A 26,651-nucleotide genomic window follows, 5' to 3' on the forward strand; every position below is an offset into this window, starting at 1 on the left:
GAATCTTAAGCTACATTTTTTGACCCTTTGGCAGACTCTTTCTTTTCTTCATGAAGAACAAGGTTGAGTACGATACCGACGAGGGTTGCCCAAGCGACACCATGGCTGGAAACTCCGATTCCTATAGCGAAGATTACCGAAGCAATGATGAGGTTTTTGGTTTCGGAGAAATCTACTCTCTCTTCAATCAGAGTTCGAAGACCGGTTACACCGATCATACCAAAGAGGTAGAGGGTAACGCCACCCATGACGGCTTGAGGAATCGACATGATCAAAGCTTGGAGGGGGCTAACACAACTTAGAATAATTGCGATGATAGCTGCTACCCAGATGTTAAAGGAACTGTAGACGCGAGTTACTGCGAGAACGCCGATGTTTTCTCCATAAGTGGTTACCGGAGGCCCGCCTATGAAGCTTGCTACAGCCGTTGCTAAACCATTTCCAAGCAAGACTCGATTAAATCCAGGGTTTTTGATTGGATCAGAGTGTGTAACATTGCCAAGGACGATCATATGTCCAAGGTCTTCAATGATCGTAACAAAGGCAAGGGGAGCCATCATGAGAAGGGCTGTCTTATCGAAGCTGGGCAAGTGCCAAGTGGAGGAATTGATAGGAAAAGCGAAGAATTGTCCCATCGAAGCCTTAATAGGAGCGAAGTCAACGAGACCAAAGAAAGTGGCAGCGATATAACCCACTATAATTGCGGAAAGAATAGGTATGATTTTCAAGAAACCTTTGGCATATATACTGAGGAAAATTGCAATGGCTAAGGTAAAGATTGCAATATACCAGTTGTTTGCAGCCATACCTGAGGCAACTGGGGTTAGGCTCAAGCCGATAATCGCAACAACCGGACCTGCGACAACTGGGGGAACGACCTTATGGATCCAAGCTGTCCCGAAGGCTGACATCAGCAGGTACATAATTACATAGATGAGTCCGATGACCAGAGCACCGCCCATTGCAGCGCCCAAATTATTTTGATCTTTAACAAAATAGGTTAGAGCAGCGATGTACGCAAAGGATGAACCGAGATAAGCAGGGATTTTACTTTTGGTCAAGAGTAAGAAGATAATGGTTCCGATCCCAGATGAGAGGAGTGCAATAGCTGGACTTAATCCCGTTAGAAAGGGGACTAGAACGGTTGCACCGAACATTGCGAAAACGTGTTGGAACCCAAGGGGAATCGTTTGGGCAAGGGGGAGTTTTTCGTGAATCTGAACTTCTCTAGTCATTAGATAGCCTCCTTTTTTCATATAGAAAACCCGACTTGTGCCCGAAGACACTGTCTTCGCACTTGTTAGCTTGCGAAAGCGGAAGTCGCTGGTTGCCCTTAAGCACCCTGTGACTTATACTTTCTGCTATGCGAAACAAAAAACCTCTTCCTTGCCCGCGAGCAAGAAAGAGGTGTCCATGTACATAAGTATGCATGGTCCGCCATTCCCTTCTTAGTCTCACGGGACTAACTTAAAGGTCACGGTAAATTTACCTTGCTTAGAGCATAGCATAAGAGAAATTGTTTTGGCAAGACTTTTTTTATAAAGCTAGAATTTTCGTTATTGAAAAAACTTTTTGCTTCATTATGTGATCTTTGGGCATATTCTAGTCAGAATGTGATGACTGGCTTCAACAATGCATTTTCAGGGGTAAGCAGGAATGTGCCCACACGAGGAAGAATAGCAACTCATAAAAATTTTATTAAACGAGATAATAGCTGAAACAAAAACCTAAGTAATCCGTATTACTAGATGAGGAGAAATTAATGTTCAATCACCTAGAAAACATCTCGGAAAGCAATTCAGAACTCTTAACTCGTCGAGTGCTCGCTTTTGTCGGCGGGTATGGAGCAGGTAAAACTCAGGTATCTATAAGCATGGCCTTACATAAAGCGGAGGCAGGATTGCCCGTCGCTTTGGTAGATCTGGATCTGATTAATCCTTACTTTCGTTCGCGAGAACTTACTGATTTCCTGGAAGAAAAAGGGATCGAAGTAGTGCGACCAGAAGGCGATTTAGCCTTTGCGGAAAATCCGTCTCTTGTTCCAGGAATTGAAGGGGCTTTACGAAATAAGCATAAACACGTCGTGTTGGATGTCGGGGGTGATCCCACAGGGGCGACCATACTGGGACGTTATCGACCCTTCTTGCTCCTAAATGATGTCGCAGTCTTACAGGTTGTCAATGTATTTAGGCCTTTCAGTACAAATCATGAAGAAATCATCAAATTAAAGGACGATCTGGAGATGAAATCTCGGTTGTTGGTTCAGGGTTGGATTAACAATTCGAATCTTCAGGATTGGACGACCCTTGAAGATTGGGAAGCAGGGAAGAGAACACTTAATGAGTTAGTTAAGAAAACTGGAGTTCCCTTAGCCGGTGTAGCGGTTCAGAAGGATTGGGCCAAAAAACTCGAACTCCCTTGGCAGAACGAGTGGATACCCATCCAAAGATATCTCAATCTAGGTTGGAAAATATAAAGGAGGAATTTTACGATGATTATGACCACTACTCCTAATATTGATGGGAGAAAAATCCTGACCTACCATGGAATTATTACAGGTGAAGCGATAATGGGAGCTAATGTCGTGCGTGATATTTTTGCAAGTATTACAGATATCATTGGCGGTCGATCCGGTGTATATGAAGAGAAACTTCAAGATGCACGAGAAGTCGCGATGCAAGAATTAGAAGGTCGAGCTGCTCGCCTTGGAGCAAATGCAGTAGTAGGCATCGATATTGATTATGAGGTAGTCGGTCAAAATGGAAGCATGCTTATGGTCAGTGTCTCTGGAACTGCTGTGACTATTGGATAATGTGATATGATGATTTTACAGGGACGCTGGTGAGCCTATTTCACCTGCGTCCCTGTATTATTTTCGCTATGAAGAATTTGCAAATTGAGATGGGAATTTACCTTAGAATTTAAGATTTTATTTTTTATATGCTACAATAATAGCTTAAGTAGAATGAAAGTATTTGGTATAATAAGCTTGACCTACTTTGACTTTATTCAATGAAGTAGGTATCATACGATACTACTACTTATGTCATTTGTCATTGCTTCGCGCCCATGATTTCAGTGACTCACAATATTAACTCGACATCAGGTGGAATTAAACTCCACCTAAAATAAGTATTTCATTAAGTATGACTCATAAGAATGAAGGAGGCGTTCGAATTGCAGTATGCAGAGGTCCTTGTTGATGTTGCGAATCGTCGCCTTGACCAAGTTTTTCATTATAGAATCCCCCCCGAAATGAGTATAAGGGCGGGGATGCGGATTCTTGTTCCCTTGCAATTCCGACAAGTGCAAGGGGTTGTTGTTAATCTGACAGACGAATTACCTAAGGGAGTTCCAGAGAAATCAATCAAACCCATTCAAGGCATTGTCGAGAATATGGTAATAATCCCTGAGGATCTCATTCAGCTGGCTTTATGGATGGCAGAAACAACGATCTGTTCCATTGCCCAAAGTTTACATGCCGTTTGGCCACTTCTGAAAGGGAAGGTGGAAGATTGGGTTATCCCTCTAGCCTCCCCAGAAGACCAGGATGTTCAAACCTTAAAGTATCTGGATTCTGAGACCTATCAAGCTTTAGCGGTGCTTTTTCGATCACGTCAGAAAGTCTTGCCTATGAATACCTTTCTCAAACGGGCAGGACTATCAAAGAGTCAAGGAGAACAACTCGTAAAGCAAGGCTGGATAAAGATTGAGTCCCGCTTCAGCTCGGGGCTCCCCCAGAGTATTCGCCCCTCGAATCATAACGAGTTGATGAAAGCAAAGAAGCAAACTCTTCCCTTAACCGAGGATGACGGAGCTGAAGTGGTCGATCTAAATTGGAGCTTAGAGGATGCAATAGAACTTTCCTCAGACACGGATTGGGAATTGACTCCAGAGCAGTCCACGGTATGCGAGAGGGTAGCTCAAGCCTTACTAAAGCAGAGTTATGAGACGATTCTCTTGCATGGGGTGACTGGTAGTGGGAAGACGGAGGTTTACCGAAATATTATTCGTCGGGTTTTGAAGTTTGGAGGTTCGGCTATTCTGCTCGTTCCAGAAATCTCCCTAACCTCACAAATTGCTCGTTATTTTCATGAAGAGTTTGGAGAAGAGATCATTGTGCTCCATTCTGGTCTGCAAGCGAGTGAAAAAGCGAAGGCTTGGCAAGATATCTTGAATGGTAAGATGAGGATAGTTATCGGTGCTCGTTCGGCTGTTTTTGCGCCCCTTCCCAACCTGAGATTAATCATTCTCGATGAGGAACATGAAGGAGCTTATAAACAGGAGGAAAATCCCAAATATCATGCCCGAGCTGTAGCTCGCAAACGAATGGAACTGCTTCAAGGAGTCGTCCTCCTTGGAAGCGCCACCCCATCGTTGGAAGCGTATGCAGCAGCGCAGACAGGAAAGATTGGTTTTACAACGATGGAAAATCGGGTGGCCAATCGCCCACTTCCCCCTGTGGAAATCGTTGATATGCGGGAAGAACTGATTAAAGGGAATCGCAGTATATTCTCCCTACCCTTACAGGAAAAACTGAAAATCCGCTTGGAGCGCGGAGAACAAAGTATGCTCTTCTTAAACCGAAGGGGGTATTCTACCTTCGTGGTCTGTAGGGAATGTGGGTATGTGGTACGCTGTGGAGCGTGTGATATTGCTCTAACCTATCATAGTCATGGGAATACTATGCGTTGTCATTATTGCAATCATGAAGAAATCCCACCCCATACCTGTCCAGAGTGTGGAAGTCGGTATATTCGATTTTTCGGTCAAGGAACGCAGCGTGTTGAAGAGGAAATTCAGGGACTCTATCCTGCTGCTCGGATCATGCGCTTAGATTTTGACACCACACGCTCAAAGGACGCCTATCAGGAAATATTGGAGAGATTCCGAAAGCGAGAAGCGGATATCCTTGTTGGAACCCAGATGATGGCTAAGGGGCTTGACTTTCCGAACGTCACCTTAGTTGGGGTGGTAACTGCAGATCAGATACTTAATATGCCAGATTTTCGTGCAAGGGAAAGAACGTTCCAACTCTTAACTCAAGTAGCTGGGCGTGCTGGGCGTAGTGATAAGCCAGGGGAAGTCATCATTCAGACCTATTCCCCCACAGACCGAGCGATAGTGAGAGCGTCTCACCATGATTTCAAGGGCTTTTTCTGGGAAGAAATAAGCTATCGTAAAGAGAGACATTACCCACCCTATACTCATGTTATTCGAGTTACTCTGCTTCATGAAAAGGAAGAGAGAGTGATTAAAGCGGCTCAGAGCCTGGTGAGTTGCCTAAGGCAAGGAATACTTCCAACTGAAAAGGGGAATACTTCCTTGGATATCCTCGGACCTGCGCCTGCCGTGATTCCACGGTTAAAAAATCGTTTCCGTTGGCAAATTTCTGTTAAGGGAAAGCGTTTAAATGTCTTGCGTGAATTCTTACATGAAGGAGTCCGAAGGTATTCATTGGAATCCTTCAGTTCAGGGATTCTGCTCAATATTGAAGTCGATCCCCTATCTATGGGATAATAGATAATTAAGAGTACTAGCAAGTGCGAAAAGCCATAGCGGACTTTTCAGACTTTAGATGGAGTAAAACTCCATCTAAAATAAGTTTTCTTTATAATAACTACGCTCTAAAGATAAAAATAAGTTTGGAGAAGGGAGAAAATCATAATGGCAGTATATCAAATCGTTGAAATGGGTGCGGAGGTACTTCGCGAGAAGTCGATGGAGGTAAAGCAAGTTACTCCAAATATTGTGAAGCTTATAGACAATATGTTCGAAACCATGTATGACGCTAACGGAGTAGGATTGGCAGCTCCACAAATCGGAGTAACGAAGCGGGTCATTGTTATCGACGTGGGAGATGGCCCCATTGAAATGGTAAATCCAGTCATCTTGGAGAGCGAAGGAGAAGAGCTCGATGATGAAGGTTGCCTCAGTATTCCTGGAGTCAACGGACAGGTTGCACGGGCGGCTCATGTCAAGGTACAGGGCTTAGATCGCGAGGGTAAACTTCAGGAGTTCGAGGCAGAAGGGTTATTGGCTCGTTGTTTTCAACATGAGATTGATCACCTAGAAGGGGTGCTCTTTGTCGATAAGGCAAGGAAGACGAAACGGGTGTAAACAACATTATGAAATTAGTTTTTATGGGGACGCCGGATTTCGCTGTTCCTACTTTGCGAGCCTTGGTTGAAAATGGGCATGACGTTGTGGGGGTTTTTACACAACCGGATCGTCCAGCGGGGCGGGGTAAAAATTTAAGGCCTAGTCCGGTAAAAGTTGCGGCTCAAGAACTCGGGCTTTCTATTTATCAACCGGAAAAGGTGAAGACCCCAGAGTCGATTCGACTTCTGAGTGAGCTTGGACCAGAAGCCATTATTGTTGTGGCTTATGGGCAGATTTTAACGAAAGAAATTTTAGAGCTGCCTCGCTTTGGGTGCATTAACGTTCATGCCTCTCTCCTGCCAGATTGGCGTGGGGCTGCCCCAATTCATTGGGCCATAATCCATGGGGAGAAAAAGACCGGGGTTACGACAATGCAGATGGATGTGGGGCTTGATACTGGGGATATGCTCATGAAGGCAGAATACCCGATTTCCGAGGAGTCTACGACCGGAGAAGTTCATGATGCCTTAGCCCAATTGGGTGGAGAGCTACTGATCAAAACCCTCAGCGCCTTGACTAAGGGGGAATTGGATGCGACTCCTCAAGTGGGTGAGACTCGGTATGCCTCCCTTTTAAAGAGAGACCATGAGAAAATTCAATGGTCAAAGAGCGCCCAGGATATTCATAACCAGATTCGAGGGTTGAATCCATGGCCTGGAGCGTATACCACCTTCCGTGATGAGAACCTAAAAGTGTGGAAAAGTAAAGTTTCTAACGAGGTACTCACGACAAGTACCTCACTCACGAGTGCAGCGCTGGGTGAAGTTTTAGAGAGTACCAATGATGGTTTGCTCGTGCAAACAGGTGAAGGAATCATCCTGATAACAGAGGTTCAGCCTGCAGGAAAAAAAGCCATGTCAGCTCGAGACTTTTTCTTAGGACGGCGGGCACAGGTAGGGGAACGCTTCGGAGAGGGTCTGAACAACCATGAGTAACGTTACTGCAAGGGAATTGGCGGTCCGTATATTAGGCCGCGTGGAACAAGAAGCTGCCTATGCTAATCTACTGTTGCAAAAAGCCCTGAATGAATTAAGCGATATCCGGGATCGACAGTTAACGACGCTCCTCGTCAATGGTACGCTTAAAAATCGGCTGACTTTGGATTATGCACTAAGGCGTCATTTGCGGAAGCCTTTGTCTGAATTACCACATGAGGTGCGCTGGATTTTGAGAACCAGCGCATTTCAAATTCTCTATTTATCAAAGATCCCACCAGCCGCGGCGATTAACGAAGGGGTTGAATTAGTCAAAAGACGGCAAGGAAAATATACCCCTTTAGTCAATGGGGTCTTAAGGCGGGTCTTGGGAAGTGGCTGGAATATTTCGTGGCCAAGCCGGGAAAAGGAACCGATTCGGTATCTTTCGCTTCGATACTCGCATCCTGAGTGGATGGTAAAGCGTTGGCTCAACCGTTATGGGGTAGAGGATACGGAAGCACTTTGTCAGGTGAACAATGAGCCAGCTCCGACCTGGATTCGCGCAAATACCCTTAAAATCTCGCGTGAGAATCTTAGAGAAAGACTTGAGAGCGAAGGGGTAACAGTCACTTTAGGAGAACGAGTTCCTGAGAGCTTAAAAATTGAAGATTTTGGTTCTGTAGAAAAACTCCCAAGTTTTCAAGAGGGGCTTTTTACGGTCCAAGATGAAAGTTCACAACTTGTCGCACATGTCCTGAATCCGCATGCTGGGGATCATGTCTTAGATACTTGTAGCGCTCCAGGTGGGAAAACAACGCACTTAGCACAGAGGATGGAAGATCAGGGTGATATCCAAGCGTTTGATATTTACCCGCATAAGCTTGAAGTCATTGAAGAACTTGCAGAGCGTTTGGGAATCTCAATTATTCGGCCCCAATGTGGGGACGCTAGAGAACTTCCAGGCATAGCTGATTCCTCACGCGACAAAGTACTTGTGGATGCTCCTTGTTCGGGGTTGGGAGTAATACGGCGGCGAGCCGATATGCGTTGGAATAAACAAGAAGAAGAGATAAAAACTCTTCCTGAGCTACAATTGGCGATTTTAGAACGGGCAGCACGCTCTGTCGTTCCAGGGGGAGAGTTAGTCTATTCGACCTGTACGATTGAACCAGAAGAGAATTTTGAAGTCGTTAAAACCTTTCGGACAAGGCATCCGGAGTTTGTTTCGGTGAATTTGGTCGAGGAACTTCCCTTTTCTTTAAGCGATGAACGTGATTTACGCCAAGCGAGTAAGGGAACTTTACAACTATTGCCCCATAAACATGGAATGGATGGTTTTTTCCTAGCTAAATTTCGCCGGGGCGAAGTTTAGGTGGAAGGAATTGGGTGAATACTATGGAGAGAGTCGATTGTCGAGGCTTGAAACAAGAAGAGCTCGTTCAATATTGTTTGGATCTTGGTCTAGCGAAATTTAGGGGACGCCAAGTGTTTCAATGGCTCCAACAAAAGGCAGTGCAAGACTGGGATGAACTCAAGAATATTGGACAGGGTGATCGTCAGAAGCTGAAAGAGGGCTTAGCCTTACAGCCCTTAAAGAAAATCCGAGAACAAGTCTCTCAGGATGGAACTCGAAAATTCTTATTCCGATGTGAAGATGGTGAGACCCTCGAGTGCGTGCTTATGAATTATGATCGGGTGAAGAGTCGTGATCGCCATACTGTATGTGTCTCGACTCAGATCGGCTGTCCAGTAGGGTGTGCCTTTTGTGCAACGGGGCTCGGAGGCTTCCGACGTAATTTAAGTCCAGGAGAGATCGTCGGGCAGGTTTTGGATATTACCCATTCTCTACGTCAGGAGGACCCGGATTTCCAGGTTACAAATATTGTTTTCATGGGAATGGGAGAACCCTTACTCAATTATAAGGCTGTCTTAAAAGCGATCGAACTTCTCAATCATCCCGAAGGACAAAATATCGGGATGCGTCGGATGACCATCTCAACGAGTGGAGTTGTCCCAAGGATTCGAGAACTCGCTCGAGATAATCCGCAAGTGGGTTTAGCCGTGTCTTTACATAGCGCGAATAATGTGAAGCGCAATGAACTGATTCCCATTAACCGTAAGTATCCCTTAGAGGAACTCATGGTGGCTTGCCAAGAGTATACCGATCAAACAAATCGCCGAATCACATTTGAAGTGGCTTTAATCGCTGGGCAAGCAACACAGGAAGCAGCGGAGGAAGTTGCGCGGCTTTTGAAGGGGCAATTAGCGCTTGTTAATTTGATTCCAGTGAATCCTGTGCTGGAAACGGGCATGGCCCGCCCTACCGTGGGGGAAATACAGCGCTTCGCACGGATTTTAGAGGATTCTGGGATTTCAGTTTCTGTCCGTGAAGAGAAGGGGACAGACATTGATGCAGCGTGTGGTCAGTTGAGACGTCAATGGGAGAGTGAAGAGGAATGAGCCTATTAGCCCGGTTTGAAGAAGTGGCAGAACTCCTATTTACAGGCATGTTTAAGAAGAATAGTAATACAAGACTTCAGCCGGTGGAGATTGCCAAAGAGCTGGTTCGAGCTATGCTTAAAAATAAGCAAGTAAGTATCTCACAAGTGTACGTGCCGAATGTCTACCGGGTTTTTCTTCATTCAAACGATTGGAGTCCTTTCGCTAGTTTTGGAGATGCTTTTTTAATTGAACTCTCAAAGTACATTTATGCTGAAGGGCAGAAAAGTGGCTTTACCTTTCTTAGTAAACCCTCTATCGAGCTCCATTCCGATGATACGGTCAATCCTCATGAAATGTTCATTGAAGTGGATTTTGATGATTCAATCGAAGTTCTTTGGGAGGATCCCGAGGAGGAAGACAGGGATTCTCCTGAATCCAGTGGTGTTAGCGAGGATTGGCGGGATAGAACTAATGTTTTTCAGGGACAACTTCCGTTAAATCTAGTAAATCCCCAAGACTATGGCAGGAAATCCCGCTCGGTTCTAGAAATTATTCAAGGGCCGGATTCTGGAAGAACCTTCACCTTAGAAGGGAATGAATATCACATGGGTCGGCATGCCCAATGTGAGATCGTCTTGAATGATGCTGAGGTTTCGAGAAGGCACCTGAAGATCAGCCAGGCAGGGGACGATTGGATTGTTGATGATTTAGGAAGTACAAATGGAACGTGGCTCAATGGACAGAGGATTACAAAGCAGAAGATTTCTCCTGGGGATCGGGTTGAGATTGGAGAGACTGTGTTTATCCTTCGCAAGGAAGAGTAAAGGAAATTGAGCAAACGACGGAGGTTTCTATGCGGGTCATATTAGTGTTTGGGCGCCTTTTGTTCATAGGGTTAATCTATTTATTTCTTTTCCGAATTCTAACGGCTCTAATGGCTGATTTACAGTTCAAGGGTCTCCTTAAGAAATCTGAAACCGATTTTGGTCGGTTAGAAGTGCTCTCCGGGGGTGAACTGCTACCGAAGGGTCGAGCTTTCCGAATTGACCGGAAGGGTTTAAGAATTGGCCGAGGGAAGAATAATGATGTGGTCTTGGCTGACCATTTTGCTTCGATGGATCATGCCTATATAAGGCATCACAAAGGGGTAACCACCATAGAGGATGTGGGGAGCACAAATGGAACTTGGGTCAATGGGGAACGTATCCATTCTTTGGTTCAACTGGTTGTCGGTGACTATGTGAAAATTGGAAGTATTACATTCCAATATTCGAGGTGGCAAAATGAGAGTTCTAAGCTTTAGCGAAACGGGTTGCGTGCGCAAAAATAATGAAGATGCTTATCTCGTCTTGGAGGATTACGGAGTGTATGCTGTGGCGGACGGGATGGGAGGACATCTCGCAGGAGAAGTAGCTGCACGAACCGCTTTGGATGAATTGAAGAGAAGTGCCTTGGAACTTAGGGAAGCTGAGGATAAGGAGCTCGAGGCCTGTGTCAAAGAGGCGCTTGCTCGAGCGAATCGGATAGTATTTGAGTCCTCCACCCGTAATCCAGCAAATGAAGGTATGGGTACGACGTTAACGGTTCTTGTCTTTCGAGAACAACAGGTGGTTATTGCGCATGTTGGGGATAGTAGGGCGTACTTATGGAGGGAAAAGAGTCTGACTCAGTTAACAGATGATCACTCTTTGGTGGGTGAACTGGTTCGACTCGGGCAGATATCGCTTGAAGAAGCTGATAACCATCCCCAGCGTCATGTGCTTGTCAGAGCCGTAGGTGCCGCCTGGGATATCGAGGTCGATGCCCAATTCGCAGAATGGAAGCAAGGAGATGCCTTTCTTCTTTGTACAGATGGGTTCTCGAATGTTATTAGTGATCAAGAACTGACAGAAGAGTTATTAAAACCCGTTCCTTGGGATGAGCATCTAGAGAACATGAGACAGCTCATCTTAGAACGGGGTGCACCGGATAATTTTACAGCCTTATGCTGTATAGCGGAGTGACAGGATGAAAAAGGTTTGGTTTTTACGATTGTTAATCCTAACCATTCTTTGGGTCGGTCTCGGAGTGTTAGCGTTGGATGGGAAAGCAAATGAGCAAATTCTCTGGCAAGCCGGAGTTTTTTCTCTATTGCTTCTTATTGGAGCAGTCCTTGAAAGTCTGGTCGTCTATAGAGGTGATCCGCTTCTCCTACCGACGGTTCAACTCATTTTAGCCATTGGGCTCGTGTTTTTGACCCGAATTCGTCCAGCCTCTGCGCTTAGGCAATTTTGGTGGGCTAATCTTGGCTTGCTTGTATTCTATGTGGTGCTCTATCTTCTACGGGATTATAGAATTCTGGGGCGTTTCCGTTATCTTTCAGGTTTAGGGGCAGTTGGATTACTCCTCGTGACCTTGATATTCGGGGCAACGCATGGGGGAGCAACAAGCTGGTTCCATATTGGTGCGATGAATTTTGAGCCTGAAGAACTGGTTAAAGTTGCGATGCTCATTTTCCTCGCCTCGTATTTAAGCGAACACGAAGAGATTCTGCGTGTAGGGACGGTTCAGTTGGGTTGGCTTTCCTTACCAGATTGGCGAACGCTTGGGCCTTTTCTCGTGATGGGGGGCTTCTCGTTAGGCCTCTTAGCCGCACAAAAGAGCTTAGGAACAGCTCTCGTGTTCTATTCCCTTTATGTATTAGTCTTATACGTTGTGACGGAACGATTGCTCTACCTTGGGGTATCTATCCCAGTCTTTCTGGGTACAGGTGTTTTGGGGTATTTCCTCTTTGGACATGTTCGGGTCAGAGTATCGACCTGGCTAGATCCATGGGTAGATACGAGCGGAGGGGGATACCAGATTGCTCAGTCCTTATTTGCAATTGGCGGGGGGAAAATCCTCGGGACCGGATTGGGCAATGGAATTGGAGCCTCCCAAGTTCCAGCTGCGAGTACTGACTTCATCTTTTCGGTCATAGCAGAAGAACTGGGATTTGCTGGAGCAATGGCTGTGCTTATCCTTTTCCTCGTGGTGGTTCTGCGGGCATTTGTGGTCAGCATGCAGGCACCTGATCGTTTTGGGCAGATTTTGGCCGCTGGGATTGGAATCTTGGTAGGTACTGAGACCCTGATTATCCTTGCCGGAGTGACAAAGCTTCTCCCGCTTACTGGAATTCCTCTGCCTTGGGTAAGTTATGGCGGAAGCTCACTCCTCATTCATTTTCTCCTTCTGGGTATTTTAGCGAATATATCACATTCTACCGCTGCAGGACCCTTTAATCTCAAGAACCGAGAAAGGGAGTATGCAGTATGAAAAAGGGATTAAGAAATATCGCCCTTGGTTTTTCCCTTGGAATTGTATTCTTAAGTTTCGGTTTAATTTATTGGCAAGTCCTTCGTTCAGATGCATTACAGGAAAACCCTTCGAATCGCCGCCTGATCCTATTGGAGCAGCGGGTTGTCAGGGGAGGAATTTTCGACCGAAATGGCGAAGTATTGGCGCAGACTAAAGTGACAGATGGAAAAAAGACTCGAATTTATCCGAAAGGGGAAGCGCTTGAACCCTTGATCGGGTATGCTACAATACAACATGGTTCCTCAGGGATGGAAGCCTTCCTAGGAGATTGGCTCCTAGGGATAAAGAATGCAACTGCGACACAGGAAATAGAGCAGGTTTTCCAGCTGCCACGTCGTGGGGATGATGTGGTACTTACCCTCGATTACCGCCTTCAGAAGGCAGCCTATGAGGGCTTAAAGGGAAAGACTGGGGCTGCGGTGGCCATAGATCCGCGAAGCGGAGAGGTCCTAGCTTTGGTGAGTCAACCCAGTTTCGATGCGTCTTCGCTCGATAAGGACTGGGAAGAAATTAGTAAGAAATCAGGGAGTCCCTTCCTCAATCATGCCTTCGCACTTTTCCCCCCAGGTTCCACGATGAAAGTTATAACCTCTGCAGCACTGCTGCGTGCTGGAGTAAATACGAGTGATCTTTATAATTGCACGGGATCGACAATCATCAATGGGCAAGTGATTCGCGAACAAAATGATAAGGCTCATGGCTGGGTGAATTATAATATGGCCTTAGCCGATTCTTGCAACACCTACTTTGCAACCTTTGGGGTTCAAAGTGGAGACAAACAATTTCTTGAGGCAACGAAACGATTTGGTTTTGGTAAAGAGATTCCTCTTGAATTGCCGGTTAAGAAAAGTACTTTGACGAATGAGTCTGAGATTCCCAATCGATTGGATGAGAATTTGCTCGCTGCAAGCTCTTTTGGACAAGGAGAGGTCTTGGTGACCCCGTTTCATATGGCCATGGTCGCTTCGGGAATCGCAAATCAAGGAGTCATAATGACTCCACATATTGTCGATCAAGTTTTAGATGCCAACCAAAGCGTCCTCTATAAAAAAGATCCTAAGCCATGGTTAACCGCTCTTTCCAAAGACGAAGCAGAGAAAATTAAGAGCGCTATGGTCACGGCTGTTAATGACGGAACAGCTGCCCCAGGTGGGATAGCAGGCTTTCAGGTCGCAGCAAAAACCGGTTCTGCTGAACCGGGTGGGGATGTGAAAACCCATGCCTGGTATATTGCTTTTGCCCCAGCCGATGACCCAAGAATAGCCGTCGCGGTACTTGTTGAGCATGGGGGAACAGGTGGCGGTGCTGCGGCACCTATTGCTAGAGAAATAATCCAAACTGCATTAAGTCAGAAAGCAGGTGATAAGAAATGAGCAAAGTATTTGGCGATCGTTATGAAATAATCGAACGAATAGGATCCGGAGGAATGGCTATTGTCTATAAGGCCAAAGACCTCTTGTTGAATCGAATCGTAACAGTTAAAGTACTCCGTGAACAATTCGTTGCGGATGAAGAATTTGTGCGTCGTTTTCGCAGAGAAGCGCAGTCAGCAGCTAGCTTATCACATACGAATATTGTCTCCATCTATGATGTGGGTAAAGAAGGGGAAACCGAATACATTGTCATGGAGTATATCGAGGGGCAAAATCTTAAAGAGCTTATCCGAAATTATGCTCCCCTGTCTACGGAACAGACCTTAAATCTGGGAATTCAAATTGCCGAAGCCATTCGTCATGCCCATGAGCATCATATCATTCACCGGGATATCAAACCGCATAATATTCTTGTTACAGCAGACGGACGAGTTAAAGTTACGGATTTTGGGATTGCGCGTGCCGTTTCAGCCGCAACCATGACTCATACCGGAGATATCGTAGGATCAGTTCACTACCTTTCCCCTGAGCAGGCTAAAGGTATCCAAACCAATGAACAATCAGATGTCTATTCCTTAGGAATCATTCTCTATGAGCTGTTGACAGGGAAAGTTCCTTATGACGGAGAAACGCCGATTTCCATTGCCCTTAAGCATTTACAAGAAGAGGCTGTTCCACCGAGCAAGCTTAATCCTCGTGTGAATCTAGCCTTGGAAAACTTAGTGCTACGGGCTATCGCTAAGGCCCCTGAACAACGCTATGCGACGGCAAAAGACCTTTTACAGGATCTCCATAATGTTCAAGCAGGTCAGCCTGTACCTAAGTTTGAGAGTCAAGGTCAACGGGACCTCGAAAGTACCCGGGTTCATCGCTCATTAAGTACGGGTGTGAATTCCGCTCTAGAATCTGAAGAGAGAGAAAAAGATAGAGAAGCAGTTTCCACGAAAAAGCCAAGGAAGCTCTGGCCTTGGATTGCGACTGTGGTTCTTCTTGTCGTTTTAGGAGGAGCATGGTATGGATTCTCGAATTGGCTTAATGTGGGATCAACAGAGGTCCCTCCACTCGTAGGGAAGACCGTGGCAGATGCTGGAGTCTTTGTTAAGCAGGCGAACTTAGGACTCGATCCGAATGTTGAAGAAGAGTTTAATGATACAGTTGAAAAAGGTCGTATTATTCGAACCCAACCTGCCGAAAAGACGAAGGTTAAGGTTGGACGGGACATTAAACTCTGGGTGAGTAAGGGCCCAGAAACGTTGAAATTCCCCAACCTAAAGACAGGGCAGTTGACACAGGAAGCCGCCATTAATAGCCTAGAGAGCATGGGTTTTAAAAGCGAGAACATTAAGGTGGAAACGGATAACAATTCTACTCTACCTTCAGGTACGGTGATTGGACAAGATCCTGCTGCTGGGGCCGATTGGCCTAAGAACGGCAAAATCGTGTTAACAATTAGTGGGGGGGCTCCGAATCAGAGCTTCGCACTGCCCAGTGTAATTGGTAAGTCAGTTCCTGAAGCCAGAGCTTTATTGACACAGTACAAATTAAACGTCGTTCAGGATAGTAAGGATTCGACGGTTTATCCCGCGGATGTGGTGATGGAAACAACACCAAAGCCTGGGGAAATGGTTCAGCAAGGGACTACAGTGAAGATCATTATTTCACGTGGACCGGGTCCTTTGGCGATGGATCCAACCCGTCCTATCTATATCGCAAATTTAAGATAAACTGAACTTTTCCGGAAAGGGTAAAAGGTAACACATGATATCTGGAATACTGCTTAAGGGGTATAGTGGATTTTATTATGTCTATGCGGAAGGCCGAGTATGGGAATGTTCCCTGCGCGGTCGCTTTCGTATTCGTGATCAGGAATTTTTGACGGGAGACCGAGTCAAGATTTTACCTGGAGCTGGTAATAAAGCGACGATCGAGGAAGTAGAGGAACGCCGAAATTCACTCGTTCGTCCAACGATTGCCAATGTAGATCAGGCCTTTCTCGTCTTTGCTTTAGTTTCACCGAAACCAGATCTGAATTTGCTCGACCGATTAATCCTTCAGGTTACTGCAGCTGGAATTAAGCCTGTAATCATTTTGAATAAAGCCGATCTTGCTAGGACGATAGCAGTAGATGATGGTAATGTCCTTCCCGGAGAAGAACTCGATTTTTACCGTGAGTTAGGGTATGACCTTGTTAAGGTATCCACAAAAACAGGAGAAGGGCTTTCTGAGGTACAGGAACATATTAACGGTAAAGTAACCGTATTAGCCGGTCCTTCAGGGGTTGGAAAATCAAGTTTGGTGAACGCTTTGTCCCCTGGCATGGAATTAAAGACGGGAGAAGTTAGCCAGAAGCTCAAACGGGGCAGACATACGACTCGGCATGTAGAACTTATGGTTTGTGGAGATGGACTTTTAGCTGATACCCCAGGCTTTTCTTCCCTTTATCTTCCAAGCATGAAGCGCGAAGAACTCACTGGATATTTCAACGAGTTTCAGGACGCTCCAGGAGGCTGTCGTTTTGCTAATTGTATGCATCATAAGGAACCTGACTGTGCGGTTAAGGCTGCTGTGGAAGCGGGGAAGATTCAACGCTCAAGGTACGAGCACTATTGTCAGTTTTTAGAGGAAGTTATCGCAGCAGAGAGGAGATACTAATATGGTTCAGATTGCGCCTTCAATTTTATCCGCAGATTTTTCCCGCCTTGGAGATCAAGTTCGCCTAGTTGAGGAAGCCGGTGCTGAAGTTCTACATATCGATGTCATGGATGGACATTTTGTTCCGAATCTGACGATTGGTTCTCTCGTAGTGAAAGCCCTTCGCCCCCATTCAAAGATGCGGTTTGATGTCCACTTGATGATCGAAAATCCGGAGCGTTTCATCGATGACTTCGCAAAGGCTGGAGCCGATCATATCACGGTTCATTTGGAAGCTACTCCACATATCCATAGGGCAATTCAGCAGATTAAAGGCTTAGGCCTTACCGCTGGAGTATCGCTTAATCCGGCGACACCTCTGGATGGGATTAAATATATCTTAGAAGATCTGGACATGGTTCTAATTATGAGTGTTAATCCTGGCTTCGGCGGTCAAAAGTTCATACCTAACGTTCTTCCTAAGATTGAAGTCCTTCACCGTCATCTCGATCAGATGCAATCCTCTTGTGAAATCGAAGTGGATGGTGGGATTAACATTGATACCGCTGCTGCGGCAGTTAAAGCAGGAGCTAATATCCTCGTAGCTGGTGCTGCTGTCTTCGCTGCTCCTGACCCAGCTCAAGCGGTCCGAACAATTCGGGAGGCAGCTCAAGCACAAATAGGTGGAGTACGGTGAACATCGCCGTCGTTGCCAACGGAGAATGGGATTCTGAATGGGGGAAGCAGGAGTTAGCCTTATTCGATTGCCTAGTCGCAGCAGATGGTGGGGGTAATCGTATCCTAGAATCTGGCTACCTTCCTCATGCCTTGATTGGCGATTTAGATTCTATTCGTCCAGAAAATCTAGAAAAATGTCGTGCGACAGGAATACCTATTCAGCAATTTCCTCGTGAAAAAGATGAGACCGATTTGGAACTCGCTCTTGAATACTCGGTTTCTCACTTGAAGAGTCTTGAGAATCCAGATGGAAACAGACTAGGAGCAGCCCAGCATGAGGTTGAATCCCAACGACAAGATGCCTTAAAGGATATATGGCTTCTTGGAGCAACCGGTGGGAGGGTCGACCATCTTCTGGGGAATCTCGCCATAATGCTTGGTTTTTTAAAAAGAGGCTACCGTATCCGGGCAAAAGACCCTTATCATGAACTTTGGCTCATTCGTGGAAACGAGCGGATCAAAGGGGAAAAAGGACAGGAATTATCCCTGATTCCGATTTCAGAATTTGCAGTCGTTCGCACCGAAGGGATGTATTACCCTTTGAATAAGGATACCTTGAGACAAGATTCTCCCCGCGGGATAAGCAATGTCTTTTCTGGGGAAGATGCTTTAGTAGACGTGAGCGAAGGGATTGTGCTCGCTGTGCTTTTGAATCCTAAGAAGCGACGTTAGGGCCGATTTAGGGTCGTGAACCGACGATAAAACGTCTGGGGTCGTGTAGCTTCTCGCACATCCGTTCACTTAGCGCTCCAGGGCTGGCTCTCTAGCTTCCGCAGCAGCTTCGCCAAACCTCAGGGTAATACCTGTAGTGAACCGGTGGCTACGCAACGCTACGAAAGCTTCGTTCGCTTTAACGCCCCTCCGCCGCAAATCGTTCACTCCTGTGCGAGAAGCTACGCTATCGGGTCCTAACGGGTTTCTCGTTAGACCCATAAGCAGGCGAGCTGCATTGCGGAGAGAATCTTTTAGGCCGAAGAGCTATGTGAGCGCCGGAGACGGAGCGTGAAGCCGAGCTATGGTTCACTCCAGGTATTACCCTGAGGTTCAGCGAGGTAGCGAAGACGACTAGCGAGCGGGCTCTGAACCTATTAGATGAACGGAGCAATGCAGCTCGCCGCTGACCCAAGAAATTTCTTGAGATATAGTAAAGGATGATCAAATTGTATACAGACGAATTATGGCTAGGCACACTTTTAAACGGAGAAGCACGGTGGGTTATTGCTGGGACGACTAATACGGTCGAAGAAGCCTCTAACCGCCACAAGACGACCCCCGTAGCTACTGCTGCGCTGGGACGGCTGATGAGTACATCACTCCTCTTAGCGAGCTCCTTAAAGGACGATGAAGCGATAACCTTAAGACTTATAGGAGATGGTCCCCTAGGTGGTGTAGTTGCCGTTGGAAACGCTCAGGGAGAGGTTCGGGGCTATGTCCATGAGCCCAACGCAGATCTTCCACTCAACGCTATGGGGAAACTCGATGTTGCGGGTGCAGTCGGAGTCGGCGAATTCGTCGTGAGTCGAAGTTTGGCAAATGGGGAAAACTATACGGGAATGGTCCCCATTGTGAGTGGAGAAATTGCAGAGGATTTGGTTCATTATCTGCTTAATTCCGAACAGATCCCTTCAGCAGCTCTTCTCGGGGTATTAGTAGAAAAAGATTACCATGTTGCTGGTTCCGCTGGTTTGCTGATTCAGCTTCTACCCGATGCCTCCGAGGAGACGATCCAAGAGATTGAGACTCATTTAGCGAAGCTGAACAGAGGAATTAGCCAAATCGCAGCTGAGAGCACCTCCATGGAAGGGTTGGTTCAGGATCTCATTGGAGAATTAGAGTATCAGGTGCTTGAAAAACGGCCTGTAAAGTTTCAGTGTAGCTGTTCAAAAGAGCGGGTCAGTGGAACTTTAGTTAGCTTGGGACGTGAAGGGTTTAAGGAAATCCTTGAAGATAAACACGCTGAACTCATTTGTCATTTCTGTAATGAGCATTATCAGTTTGATGAGGAAGAGCTTCTCGTGCTGTATGAGCAGGCGAAGTAGAAATTTTATCTAAAGAAAAAAGCCCGAGATTTCTCGGGCTTAATAAAAAACTAAGGCTGCTACCAAGCTAAAAAGCTGGTACCAGCCAAGTTTTCATCAACAATTGAATGGACATCAATTATACCGCACGTTGGACTTTACCGGAACGTAAGCATCTGGTGCAAACACTGATCCGGGTCGGAGTGCCGTTGACGATGGCGTGAACCCTTTGCAGGTTAGGTTTCCAAGTCCGCTTTGATCTGATATGGGAGTGGCTGACCTGAATACCTGTAGCAACCCCTTTTGCGCAAATAGCACATACATTAGCCATGATCTTACCTCCTTTACACCGGAAATGATACCTATGTATTTTATCAAAAGTTCTAAGGGTTGGCAAGGTTTTCCCGAAGCTTTTTATCGAAAAGAAATTATTTGGACAAAAAAATTCTAGAATTATTAAATTTTCTTTGAACATTTCCTATTTACTTGATAGAATAGTGACGATATGGACACATGCCGAAAGGGGAGGTCCTTTGATTATGGGAAAAGAAATTAACAACAATTTAGGTAAGATTGATATTTCAGAAGAAGTCATTGCGACAATTGCTGGAGCTGCAGCAGTGGAATGCTATGGACTTGTTGGGATGGCTTCTCGTAAATCGACGGATAAGTTCGCCGAACTCTTAGGCCGAGAAAACTTGGCTCGCGGGGTCGTGGTATCAATCGATGAGAACCTAGTGGTTATTGATTTGTATATCATTGTCGGATACGGAGTTAAAATTTCGGAGGTTGCCGCAAATGTAATGGAACGCGTTCGGTATACCACAGAAAATCTAACCGGATTGACAGTTGCTCAAGTCAATGTCAACGTCCAGGGTGTTCGAGTCCTGGAGTAGGCCAGGTTCTTATAGAGTAGGGGGATATAGTTTGAAACCAGCTACGGAAATAAGCAATATGATTAATGGTCAACAGTGGAAACATATGATGCGTACTGGTGCTAAGGCCTTGGAGCGTAAGAAGCATGATGTTGATGCTCTGAACGTGTTCCCAGTACCTGATGGAGATACTGGAACTAACATGAATTTCACGATTCAATCTGCTGTGAGAGATGCAGAGAAAACCTCTGGGAATTCTGTCTCAGAAGTCGCCGCTGCAGTTTCGATGGGTTCTCTGATGGGAGCCCGCGGAAATTCGGGAGTTATCTTATCTCAGCTTTTGAGAGGAATCGCTAAGGGCTTAGAAGGCCAACAGATGGTTACAGCCCAGCAGATTGCACATGCGCTACAGGTAGGGGTAGATACTGCCTATAAAGCAGTAATGAAGCCTGTTGAGGGGACAATTCTTACTGTGTCACGCGAAATCGCCAAAGGGGCGCAAAGCAGTGCCAAACACGGCGGTACTCCTCTAGAAGTACTGAGAGATGCCTACACACGCGGTCAGCAGACCTTGGCGAAGACACCGGATATGCTCCCCACTCTTAAGCAAGCTGGTGTCGTAGACGCAGGTGGCCAAGGATTCTTGATTATACTCGGTGGTTGGATTTCTGCTTTAGAAGGGGCCGAGGAGTTCGAGGAGCTTCCATACACGCAGGCTAAGACTGAAGCTCAGCCGTCTGAACCTAAGATAGGAATTACCGCTGTCGAGAATTTGGAGTTCCCATATTGCACAGAGTTTTTAGTCCAGGGGAAAAACTTGCAAGTAGAGAAGATTCGCAAGGATTTAATGGGTAAAGGAGACTCACTTCTTGTTGTTGGTACGAATGAAGTGGTGAAAATCCATGTCCATGTGAAGAACCCAGGAAAAATCCTCGATTATGCCATTCAATGGGGCGCACTGCATGAGGTAGCCATCCATAATATGCTTGCGCAAAATGAAGCAATGGCACATTCTCAAAAAAATAAAGAACAGCATAACATCCAAGATTTTGCTGAGAAAGATTCTGTTCCCCGTGATTCCGGGTATATGCAGCCCGACATGCATGAGGAAAAAGAACACGCTGTCGTTGCAGTGGCTATGGGACAAGGAATTGCAGATGTTTTAAAAAGCCTCGGTGTGGATGTAGTCGTGTTTGGTGGACAAACCATGAATCCAAGTACAGAAGATCTAGTCGAAGCAGTTCGCCAGGTCTCTGCTAAGAATATATATATCCTCCCGAATAATGGGAACATTGTTATGGCTGCACGTCAGGTTAAAGAGATTGTAACCGATCGTGAAGTGTATATTATTCCCACGAAGTCCATTCCTCAGGGTATTTCGGCTTTGGTCAATTACGATCCGAACGGAAATGCAGAAGAAAATGCGCATAACATGGAAAAAGGGTTATCACTGGTTAAATCCGGAGAAGTAACCTATGCTGTTCGAGATTCGCAATTCGGGGAATTAGAAATTAAAGAAGGAGACATCCTTGGACTTGTAGAGGATGTCATCCAAGTCACGGGGCGAGATTTACTCAGTGTTGCCCAGGCTACTTTGGAAAAAATGGAATGGCGAAGCCGTGATCTGGTAACCATCTTCTATGGGGAAGAAGTCTCGGAAGAACAAGCCGAAAAACTTCGAGAATGGGTCGGAACAGAAGCACCTCAGATCGAACTGGAGCTTTATCCAGGGAACCAACCGCTTTATTATTACATTTTTGGGGTAGAATAATTATAAGACAGATTAAACATCCCTCCGGAAAAATCCGGAGGGGTTTTTACAATAATGAGTTATAGAGTTTTAAGAGCTAGAGTACTCAGCTTTTTTGTTTTCATAAAGAGTTGCAAATCACAGAGGAGGGTTATATGGGTAAGAGCACTGCATTTGATTTAATAGGACCAGTTATGGTCGGCCCATCCAGCTCGCACACCGCTGGAGCGGTTCGTTTAGGGGAAATGGCCCGTAAGATATTAGGAAGTGAGCCGGTCGATGCAGAAATCATCCTCCATGGCTCCTTTGCAGAAACGGGTAAAGGTCATGGAACCAATCTTGCTTTAGTGGCAGGCCTTCTTGGAATGCATACTGACGACGAAAGAATTCCACAAGCCTTTGAAATAGCCAAGGAGAAAGGACTCTCCTTCAGCTTCACAGCAGGGAATTTGGGAGAGGTGCATCCCAATACGGTAAAGATGAAATTAGTCGACCAGGAAGGGAACAAGGTTGATGTAACGGGTTCCTCAATTGGCGGGGGACGGATTCAAATTCAGGGTATCAATGAATTTCAGGTCGAAGTGATGGGGGACTATCATACCTTGGTTGTATTACAGAACGATTTACCGGGGGTTGTTGCCCAAGTGACTTCTCTCATCGCCTCGACACAGATTAATATTGCCCAGATGAGAGTTTCCCGAGAAAAGAAAGGGGCACGTGCCCTCATGATCATTGAAACAGATCAAGCGATTGACCCAGCGGCCTTGGCATTAATGCGGAAGCTCCCTACGGTTAATCAAGCAATGGCGATTGAACCGCTTGTATAGGAGGTTTTAAATATGCGTGCATATGTCGATTATGTTCACCTTGCCGAGCAAAAAGGGAAAAAAATCGGAGAGATTGTCTTGGCTGAACAGGCTGAGGAATCGGAAAAGCCTGAAGCTGAATTAAGAGAACGGATGGCCCAAAATCTTCAAGTAATGAGGGAAGCGGTAAGTATCGGTCTCGCTGGAAATAGAAAGTCCTTATCTGGGTTAGTCGGTGGGGATGCGATTAAGGTCGAAGCGCTGCGCCATTCAGAGAAGAGTTTAATCGGAGAACTGGTTAACGGTGCGATTGCACGAGCTTTGGCTGTCGTTGAAGTGAATGCGAGTATGGGCAAAATTGTCGCTGCACCAACGGCTGGATCCTGTGGGGTTTTGCCAGCAGTTCTCTTAACGGTGGAGGAGGCTTTGAACGTCTCGGAGGAAGAACTTGTTACTGCTCTATTCACTTCAGCGGGAATTGGAATGATCATTGCTGATCGAGCGAATGTCTCCGGTGCAGAAGGAGGTTGTCAAGCAGAGATAGGGTCAGCGGCTGGGATGGCGGCAGCTGCAGCTGTCGAACTTGCTGGGGGGAGTCCAATAGATACTGCTCATGCTGCAGCAATTGCCATGAAATCCTTTCTTGGCCTTGTTTGTGACCCCGTAGCAGGACTTGTTGAAGTACCGTGTGTTAAGCGGAATGCGACCGCAGCTACGGTGGCTTTGTCCGCTGCAGAGATGGTCTTGGCAGGAATAAAAAGTGCCATTCCTCTAGATGAAGTGATTGATGCGATGAATGAAATTGGCAAGCAGATGCCTTGCAGTCTCAGGGAAACTGCCCAAGGGGGACTAGCAATCACGCCAACCGGGCGAAGAATTCAGGCTGATTTCCTATGATCGGAAATCAAGGCAAAATCGTCTTAAACCACCTTCAACGTGCTGTCTTAGCTGAAGAGAAGCAGGGCTGTAGCAACACAGGGGTCGTAGGCGGGTTCCATTCGTTTTTGAAGGGAATTTTATCGCGTTTAGAGCAACTTGAACCGGGGAGTGATTTCGGGGTACTCAAATCGATTGCTGGGCAGTATTCTACTTGGAGTCCCTTACAGCGTCGTCAGGCCATAGTTCATCTTCGGAGCTTCATCGAGGAGCATAATCAGTCGGTTGAAAGCATTCACCCGAAAGAACCACTTCCTCCCAGGGGATCTTTGCATCAACCTCCGACAGACACCTCACATTCAACGGATACTTTACATATTACTGATCAGAGAACACCTAAAGTGCATTCTCCAGCACACACTCCAAAAGAGAGCATTTCTAACAAAGAACACTCTCTTGAGCACTCACATGAATTCCCTCCCACTATAGCTCCAAAATCTCAAGAGCGTCACAAAACTCCTGACCCTTTGCCTATTTCCCCTAAATCGGTTACCCCAACGGAATCAGATAGAAGGCCTTCACAAAGTTCGGCTTCTGCTTCATCTTCACGCTCGTTACAGTATTTAAAAGGAGTAGGCCCAGAACGGGCGAAGCTACTCGAACAGATTGGCTTACATACCGTTAAGGATCTTCTGATGTACTTTCCGCGCCGCTACGAAGACCGAAGGCTCCGTCGAATAGGTGACTTAAAAGATGGTGAACTAGCCTCCATATCAGGAAAAGTGGTAGCAAGTCATATTACTCGAGGTAAGACAAAGGTCATTAAGCTAAGCATCGAACAGGACGGGCGGCTTCTGAATGGAGTATGGTTTAACCAGACCTTTATCGTAAAGCAATATCCAGTAGGGACTTCAGTAATTCTCACAGGAAAAGTTCGTTGGCAGCAACGAGTTCCTGAAATACAAGCCACAGATATTCAAAAAGCAGGGTCTGAGGAATACCGTGAAATTATTCCTATTTATTCAGAAACGGCACGTCTCTCTTCAAAGGTCCTTCGAAGTCTAATAAAAGGTATCCTCCCCCAAGCAACGGAGTATTTTTCAGAAATTCCGAACCTAGTCGAAGGGCGAAATTGGCCAGGCCGCTCTCAGGCCTATCAGGAAATTCACTTCCCACATACCTTTCACGGTCTGGGCTTAGCACGCGAACGGCTTGTTTTTGAAGAGGTGCTTTTCTTACAATTGGCGGTTGCCCGACTTCGTAAGGGAGTACAGCGGGAGAACAGTCCAATTCTCCAGGGCGGAAAAAGCCTCGTGGAACGGTTCTTTCAAGATCTTCCCTTTGAGCTAACTTCAGCACAAAAACGAGTTATTCAAGAAATTTTTCATGATATGTCGGGAACTAAAGGGATGGCACGACTCGTTCAGGGGGACGTCGGTTCAGGAAAAACGGCCGTTGCTATGGCAGCCTTGCTTCAAGCAGTAGGTTCGGGGTATCAGGGGGCTATGATGGCTCCGACGGAAATTCTTGCACTTCAACATTTTCAATCCCTTGAAGCGGCTTTTGCCCCACTGGGAATCCGGGTAATCTGCCTACTTGGGAGTCAAACTAAATCGGAGCGGCAAAAGATACTCCATGAAATCTCTACTGGAGCAGCAAACGTCGTAGTCGGGACGCATGCCTTAATCCAGGAGAGTGTTCAATTTCTGAAGTTAGGTTTAGCGGTAACGGATGAACAGCATCGATTTGGTGTAAAACAACGGACTATACTTCAAACCAAAGGAGAAAATCCGCACGTACTTGTCCTTACGGCGACCCCAATCCCTCGAACACTCGCTCTTACTCTATATGGCGATTTACAGCTTTCCGTCTTGGATGAAATGCCTAAGGGGCGCAAGCCTATCCTTACCCGTAAATTTACGGAACGCGGGCGGCCCAATCTCGAGAAGTTTATGGAAGAACAGATGGCAAAGGGGAGACAAGTCTATGTTGTCTGTCCCTTGGTCGAGGAATCGGAAACGTTGGACTTGATTTCTGCGACAGAACGGTATGAGTCCTTGCAAGAGCGTTTCCCGAATCGTCGAGTTGCCTTACTTCATGGTCGAATGAAGGGTGTACAAAAAGAAGAGATTATGAATGGATTTCAGACGGGGAATATCGACATTCTCGTCTCCACTACGGTCGTGGAGGTTGGGGTTAATGTACCTAATGCCACAATCATGGTCATCGAAGGTGCAGAACGCTTTGGTCTTGCCCAACTCCATCAGCTCCGTGGACGAGTCGGGCGTGGGAGTGAGCAGTCCTATTGTATTTTGCTCTCTGACGTCAAAAACAGCCGAAGACTCGCCATCCTCTGTGAGACCCAGGATGGATTTAGGATTGCAGAGGAGGATCTCCGCATTCGGGGGGCAGGAGAATTACTTGGTACAAGGCAGCATGGAATTATGGAATTGCGCCTTGCGGATTTGTCTCGCGACGGTCACTTAGTGGAAGAAGCATATCAAATGGCCCAAAAAGTGCTATCAAATCCGGAACACTACATTGAATTATGGAATGAAGTTGAAAAATACTTTTCTTTAGAAAAAGTGGGACTTCATTAAATTCCAGCTTCACCATGAATTGTCGCGAATTGTTCTGACGTAGTTGGACGATAATAAAATCAGAATAAAGTTAAAGAAGAGCAAGGTAGCGATGAAGGCCTGCCTGAATTATGTGTCCACTATCCGA

At 46.2% G+C, this 26,651-nt stretch carries 25 protein-coding genes; 22 read left to right on the top strand and 3 right to left on the bottom strand.

Annotation, left to right across the window (positions count from 1 at the left end; translation table 11 throughout):
* Nucleotides 1-5 precede the first annotated feature (5 nt).
* Nucleotides 6-1,235 (bottom strand): solute carrier family 23 protein, encoded by a 1,230-nt coding sequence (locus ACZ42W_RS05910; protein WP_464169131.1) that lies wholly within the window; start codon nucleotides 1,233-1,235, stop codon nucleotides 6-8.
* Nucleotides 1,236-1,762: 527 nt separating this feature from the next.
* Here ACZ42W_RS05910 and ACZ42W_RS05915 point away from each other — a divergent pair.
* The 16 genes from ACZ42W_RS05915 (at nucleotide 1,763) to ACZ42W_RS05990 (ending at nucleotide 18,271) form a co-directional block, all read left to right on the top strand.
* On the top strand, nucleotides 1,763-2,476 hold the full coding sequence (locus ACZ42W_RS05915; RefSeq protein WP_464169133.1) for a hypothetical protein: 714 nt from the start codon (nucleotides 1,763-1,765) through the stop codon (nucleotides 2,474-2,476).
* A 15-nt stretch (nucleotides 2,477-2,491) separates the two neighbouring features.
* Nucleotides 2,492-2,812, top strand: a complete 321-nt coding sequence (locus ACZ42W_RS05920; protein WP_464169135.1) for a heavy metal-binding domain-containing protein — start codon at nucleotides 2,492-2,494, stop codon at nucleotides 2,810-2,812.
* A gap of 365 nt (nucleotides 2,813-3,177) precedes the next feature.
* A complete protein-coding gene (priA, locus tag ACZ42W_RS05925) occupies nucleotides 3,178-5,520 on the top strand; it encodes a primosomal protein N' (protein WP_464169136.1) in 2,343 nt (780 codons plus the stop codon).
* Nucleotides 5,521-5,667: 147 nt separating this feature from the next.
* A complete protein-coding gene (gene def / locus ACZ42W_RS05930) occupies nucleotides 5,668-6,120 on the top strand; it encodes a peptide deformylase (protein WP_464169138.1) in 453 nt (150 codons plus the stop codon).
* A gap of 8 nt (nucleotides 6,121-6,128) precedes the next feature.
* Nucleotides 6,129-7,097: a methionyl-tRNA formyltransferase gene (gene fmt / locus ACZ42W_RS05935; protein WP_464169140.1), complete on the top strand. Its 969-nt coding sequence runs from the start codon at nucleotides 6,129-6,131 to the stop codon at nucleotides 7,095-7,097.
* Nucleotides 7,090-8,451: a 16S rRNA (cytosine(967)-C(5))-methyltransferase RsmB gene (gene rsmB, locus ACZ42W_RS05940; RefSeq protein ID WP_464169142.1), complete on the top strand. Its 1,362-nt coding sequence runs from the start codon at nucleotides 7,090-7,092 to the stop codon at nucleotides 8,449-8,451. The genes fmt and rsmB overlap by 8 nt, the downstream gene beginning before the upstream one ends.
* 14 nt (nucleotides 8,452-8,465) lie before the next feature.
* Nucleotides 8,466-9,539, top strand: a complete 1,074-nt coding sequence (gene rlmN / locus ACZ42W_RS05945) for a dual-specificity RNA methyltransferase RlmN (RefSeq protein ID WP_464169144.1) — start codon at nucleotides 8,466-8,468, stop codon at nucleotides 9,537-9,539.
* On the top strand, nucleotides 9,536-10,345 hold the full coding sequence (locus tag ACZ42W_RS05950) for an FhaA domain-containing protein (RefSeq protein ID WP_464169146.1): 810 nt from the start codon (nucleotides 9,536-9,538) through the stop codon (nucleotides 10,343-10,345). Before rlmN ends, ACZ42W_RS05950 begins: the two co-directional genes overlap by 4 nt.
* A 29-nt stretch (nucleotides 10,346-10,374) precedes the next feature.
* A complete protein-coding gene (locus tag ACZ42W_RS05955) occupies nucleotides 10,375-10,824 on the top strand; it encodes an FHA domain-containing protein (protein ID WP_464169148.1) in 450 nt (149 codons plus the stop codon).
* Nucleotides 10,805-11,524, top strand: a complete 720-nt coding sequence (locus tag ACZ42W_RS05960; RefSeq protein WP_464169149.1) for a Stp1/IreP family PP2C-type Ser/Thr phosphatase — start codon at nucleotides 10,805-10,807, stop codon at nucleotides 11,522-11,524. The genes ACZ42W_RS05955 and ACZ42W_RS05960 overlap by 20 nt, the downstream gene beginning before the upstream one ends.
* A gap of 4 nt (nucleotides 11,525-11,528) precedes the next feature.
* Complete coding sequence (locus tag ACZ42W_RS05965) at nucleotides 11,529-12,815, top strand: FtsW/RodA/SpoVE family cell cycle protein (RefSeq protein WP_464169151.1); 1,287 nt, start codon at nucleotides 11,529-11,531, stop codon at nucleotides 12,813-12,815.
* Nucleotides 12,812-14,230 carry a peptidoglycan D,D-transpeptidase FtsI family protein gene (locus ACZ42W_RS05970; RefSeq protein ID WP_464169152.1) on the top strand — a complete coding sequence of 473 codons (1,419 nt, stop codon included), beginning with the start codon at nucleotides 12,812-12,814 and terminating at the stop codon, nucleotides 14,228-14,230. The genes ACZ42W_RS05965 and ACZ42W_RS05970 overlap by 4 nt, the downstream gene beginning before the upstream one ends.
* Nucleotides 14,227-15,954, top strand: coding sequence for a Stk1 family PASTA domain-containing Ser/Thr kinase (gene pknB, locus ACZ42W_RS05975; RefSeq protein WP_464169154.1), 1,728 nt, complete (start codon nucleotides 14,227-14,229; stop codon nucleotides 15,952-15,954). The genes ACZ42W_RS05970 and pknB overlap by 4 nt, the downstream gene beginning before the upstream one ends.
* 34 nt (nucleotides 15,955-15,988) lie before the next feature.
* Entirely contained in the window at nucleotides 15,989-16,882 is an 894-nt protein-coding gene (gene rsgA, locus ACZ42W_RS05980) for a ribosome small subunit-dependent GTPase A (protein ID WP_464169156.1), read from the top strand.
* Between the two features lies 1 nt (nucleotide 16,883).
* Nucleotides 16,884-17,558, top strand: coding sequence for a ribulose-phosphate 3-epimerase (gene rpe / locus ACZ42W_RS05985; protein ID WP_464169157.1), 675 nt, complete (start codon nucleotides 16,884-16,886; stop codon nucleotides 17,556-17,558).
* Complete coding sequence (locus ACZ42W_RS05990; protein WP_464169159.1) at nucleotides 17,555-18,271, top strand: thiamine diphosphokinase; 717 nt, start codon at nucleotides 17,555-17,557, stop codon at nucleotides 18,269-18,271. The genes rpe and ACZ42W_RS05990 overlap by 4 nt, the downstream gene beginning before the upstream one ends.
* A gap of 69 nt (nucleotides 18,272-18,340) precedes the next feature.
* Here ACZ42W_RS05990 and ACZ42W_RS05995 read toward each other — a convergent pair whose 3' ends face one another.
* Nucleotides 18,341-18,469: a hypothetical protein gene (locus ACZ42W_RS05995; protein ID WP_464169161.1), complete on the bottom strand. Its 129-nt coding sequence runs from the start codon at nucleotides 18,467-18,469 to the stop codon at nucleotides 18,341-18,343.
* A gap of 281 nt (nucleotides 18,470-18,750) precedes the next feature.
* Here ACZ42W_RS05995 and hslO point away from each other — a divergent pair, with 281 nt between their 5' ends.
* Nucleotides 18,751-19,638 carry an Hsp33 family molecular chaperone HslO gene (gene hslO, locus ACZ42W_RS06000; protein ID WP_464169162.1) on the top strand — a complete coding sequence of 296 codons (888 nt, stop codon included), beginning with the start codon at nucleotides 18,751-18,753 and terminating at the stop codon, nucleotides 19,636-19,638.
* A 118-nt stretch (nucleotides 19,639-19,756) separates the two neighbouring features.
* Here hslO and rpmB read toward each other — a convergent pair whose 3' ends face one another.
* Nucleotides 19,757-19,948 carry a 50S ribosomal protein L28 gene (rpmB, locus tag ACZ42W_RS06005; protein WP_464169164.1) on the bottom strand — a complete coding sequence of 64 codons (192 nt, stop codon included), beginning with the start codon at nucleotides 19,946-19,948 and terminating at the stop codon, nucleotides 19,757-19,759.
* A 208-nt stretch (nucleotides 19,949-20,156) separates the two neighbouring features.
* On the opposite strand from rpmB, the gene ACZ42W_RS06010 reads away from it, so the two are divergent.
* From ACZ42W_RS06010 to recG, 5 genes are all read left to right on the top strand, one after another.
* A complete protein-coding gene (locus ACZ42W_RS06010) occupies nucleotides 20,157-20,513 on the top strand; it encodes an Asp23/Gls24 family envelope stress response protein (protein WP_464169166.1) in 357 nt (118 codons plus the stop codon).
* Between the two features lie 58 nt (nucleotides 20,514-20,571).
* The gene (locus ACZ42W_RS06015; RefSeq protein ID WP_464170883.1) at nucleotides 20,572-22,263 is read left to right on the top strand and encodes a DAK2 domain-containing protein; all 1,692 of its coding nucleotides are present in this window, start codon (nucleotides 20,572-20,574) and stop codon (nucleotides 22,261-22,263) included.
* 134 nt (nucleotides 22,264-22,397) lie between these two features.
* Nucleotides 22,398-23,069 (top strand): L-serine ammonia-lyase, iron-sulfur-dependent subunit beta, encoded by a 672-nt coding sequence (sdaAB, locus tag ACZ42W_RS06020; protein WP_464169168.1) that lies wholly within the window; start codon nucleotides 22,398-22,400, stop codon nucleotides 23,067-23,069.
* 12 nt (nucleotides 23,070-23,081) lie between these two features.
* On the top strand, nucleotides 23,082-23,945 hold the full coding sequence (gene sdaAA / locus ACZ42W_RS06025) for an L-serine ammonia-lyase, iron-sulfur-dependent, subunit alpha (protein WP_464169170.1): 864 nt from the start codon (nucleotides 23,082-23,084) through the stop codon (nucleotides 23,943-23,945).
* Nucleotides 23,942-26,524, top strand: coding sequence for an ATP-dependent DNA helicase RecG (recG, locus tag ACZ42W_RS06030; protein ID WP_464169171.1), 2,583 nt, complete (start codon nucleotides 23,942-23,944; stop codon nucleotides 26,522-26,524). Before sdaAA ends, recG begins: the two co-directional genes overlap by 4 nt.
* Nucleotides 26,525-26,651: the final 127 nt, after the last annotated feature.

This window comes from Desulfitobacterium elongatum (assembly GCF_055378975.1).

Bases quoted from the DNA above. Each gene is read 5' to 3' on its own strand.
- rsmB (WP_464169142.1), top strand. From the start codon at position 7,090: ATGAGTAACGTTACTGCAAGGGAATTGGCGGTCCGTATATTAGGCCGC.
- ACZ42W_RS05920 (WP_464169135.1), top strand. From the start codon at position 2,492: ATGATTATGACCACTACTCCTAATATTGATGGGAGAAAAATCCTGACC.
- ACZ42W_RS05955 (WP_464169148.1), top strand. From the start codon at position 10,375: ATGCGGGTCATATTAGTGTTTGGGCGCCTTTTGTTCATAGGGTTAATC.
- fmt (WP_464169140.1), top strand. From the start codon at position 6,129: ATGAAATTAGTTTTTATGGGGACGCCGGATTTCGCTGTTCCTACTTTG.
- ACZ42W_RS05910 (WP_464169131.1), bottom strand. From the start codon at position 1,235: ATGACTAGAGAAGTTCAGATTCACGAAAAACTCCCCCTTGCCCAAACG.
- ACZ42W_RS05915 (WP_464169133.1), top strand. From the start codon at position 1,763: ATGTTCAATCACCTAGAAAACATCTCGGAAAGCAATTCAGAACTCTTA.
- pknB (WP_464169154.1), top strand. From the start codon at position 14,227: ATGAGCAAAGTATTTGGCGATCGTTATGAAATAATCGAACGAATAGGA.
- ACZ42W_RS05960 (WP_464169149.1), top strand. From the start codon at position 10,805: ATGAGAGTTCTAAGCTTTAGCGAAACGGGTTGCGTGCGCAAAAATAAT.
- ACZ42W_RS05950 (WP_464169146.1), top strand. From the start codon at position 9,536: ATGAGCCTATTAGCCCGGTTTGAAGAAGTGGCAGAACTCCTATTTACA.
- ACZ42W_RS06015 (WP_464170883.1), top strand. From the start codon at position 20,572: ATGATTAATGGTCAACAGTGGAAACATATGATGCGTACTGGTGCTAAG.
- sdaAA (WP_464169170.1), top strand. From the start codon at position 23,082: ATGCGTGCATATGTCGATTATGTTCACCTTGCCGAGCAAAAAGGGAAA.
- rpe (WP_464169157.1), top strand. From the start codon at position 16,884: ATGGTTCAGATTGCGCCTTCAATTTTATCCGCAGATTTTTCCCGCCTT.
- recG (WP_464169171.1), top strand. From the start codon at position 23,942: ATGATCGGAAATCAAGGCAAAATCGTCTTAAACCACCTTCAACGTGCT.
- sdaAB (WP_464169168.1), top strand. From the start codon at position 22,398: ATGGGTAAGAGCACTGCATTTGATTTAATAGGACCAGTTATGGTCGGC.
- def (WP_464169138.1), top strand. From the start codon at position 5,668: ATGGCAGTATATCAAATCGTTGAAATGGGTGCGGAGGTACTTCGCGAG.
- ACZ42W_RS06010 (WP_464169166.1), top strand. From the start codon at position 20,157: ATGGGAAAAGAAATTAACAACAATTTAGGTAAGATTGATATTTCAGAA.
- rpmB (WP_464169164.1), bottom strand. From the start codon at position 19,948: ATGGCTAATGTATGTGCTATTTGCGCAAAAGGGGTTGCTACAGGTATT.
- ACZ42W_RS05965 (WP_464169151.1), top strand. From the start codon at position 11,529: ATGAAAAAGGTTTGGTTTTTACGATTGTTAATCCTAACCATTCTTTGG.
- ACZ42W_RS05970 (WP_464169152.1), top strand. From the start codon at position 12,812: ATGAAAAAGGGATTAAGAAATATCGCCCTTGGTTTTTCCCTTGGAATT.
- hslO (WP_464169162.1), top strand. From the start codon at position 18,751: ATGATCAAATTGTATACAGACGAATTATGGCTAGGCACACTTTTAAAC.
- rsgA (WP_464169156.1), top strand. From the start codon at position 15,989: ATGATATCTGGAATACTGCTTAAGGGGTATAGTGGATTTTATTATGTC.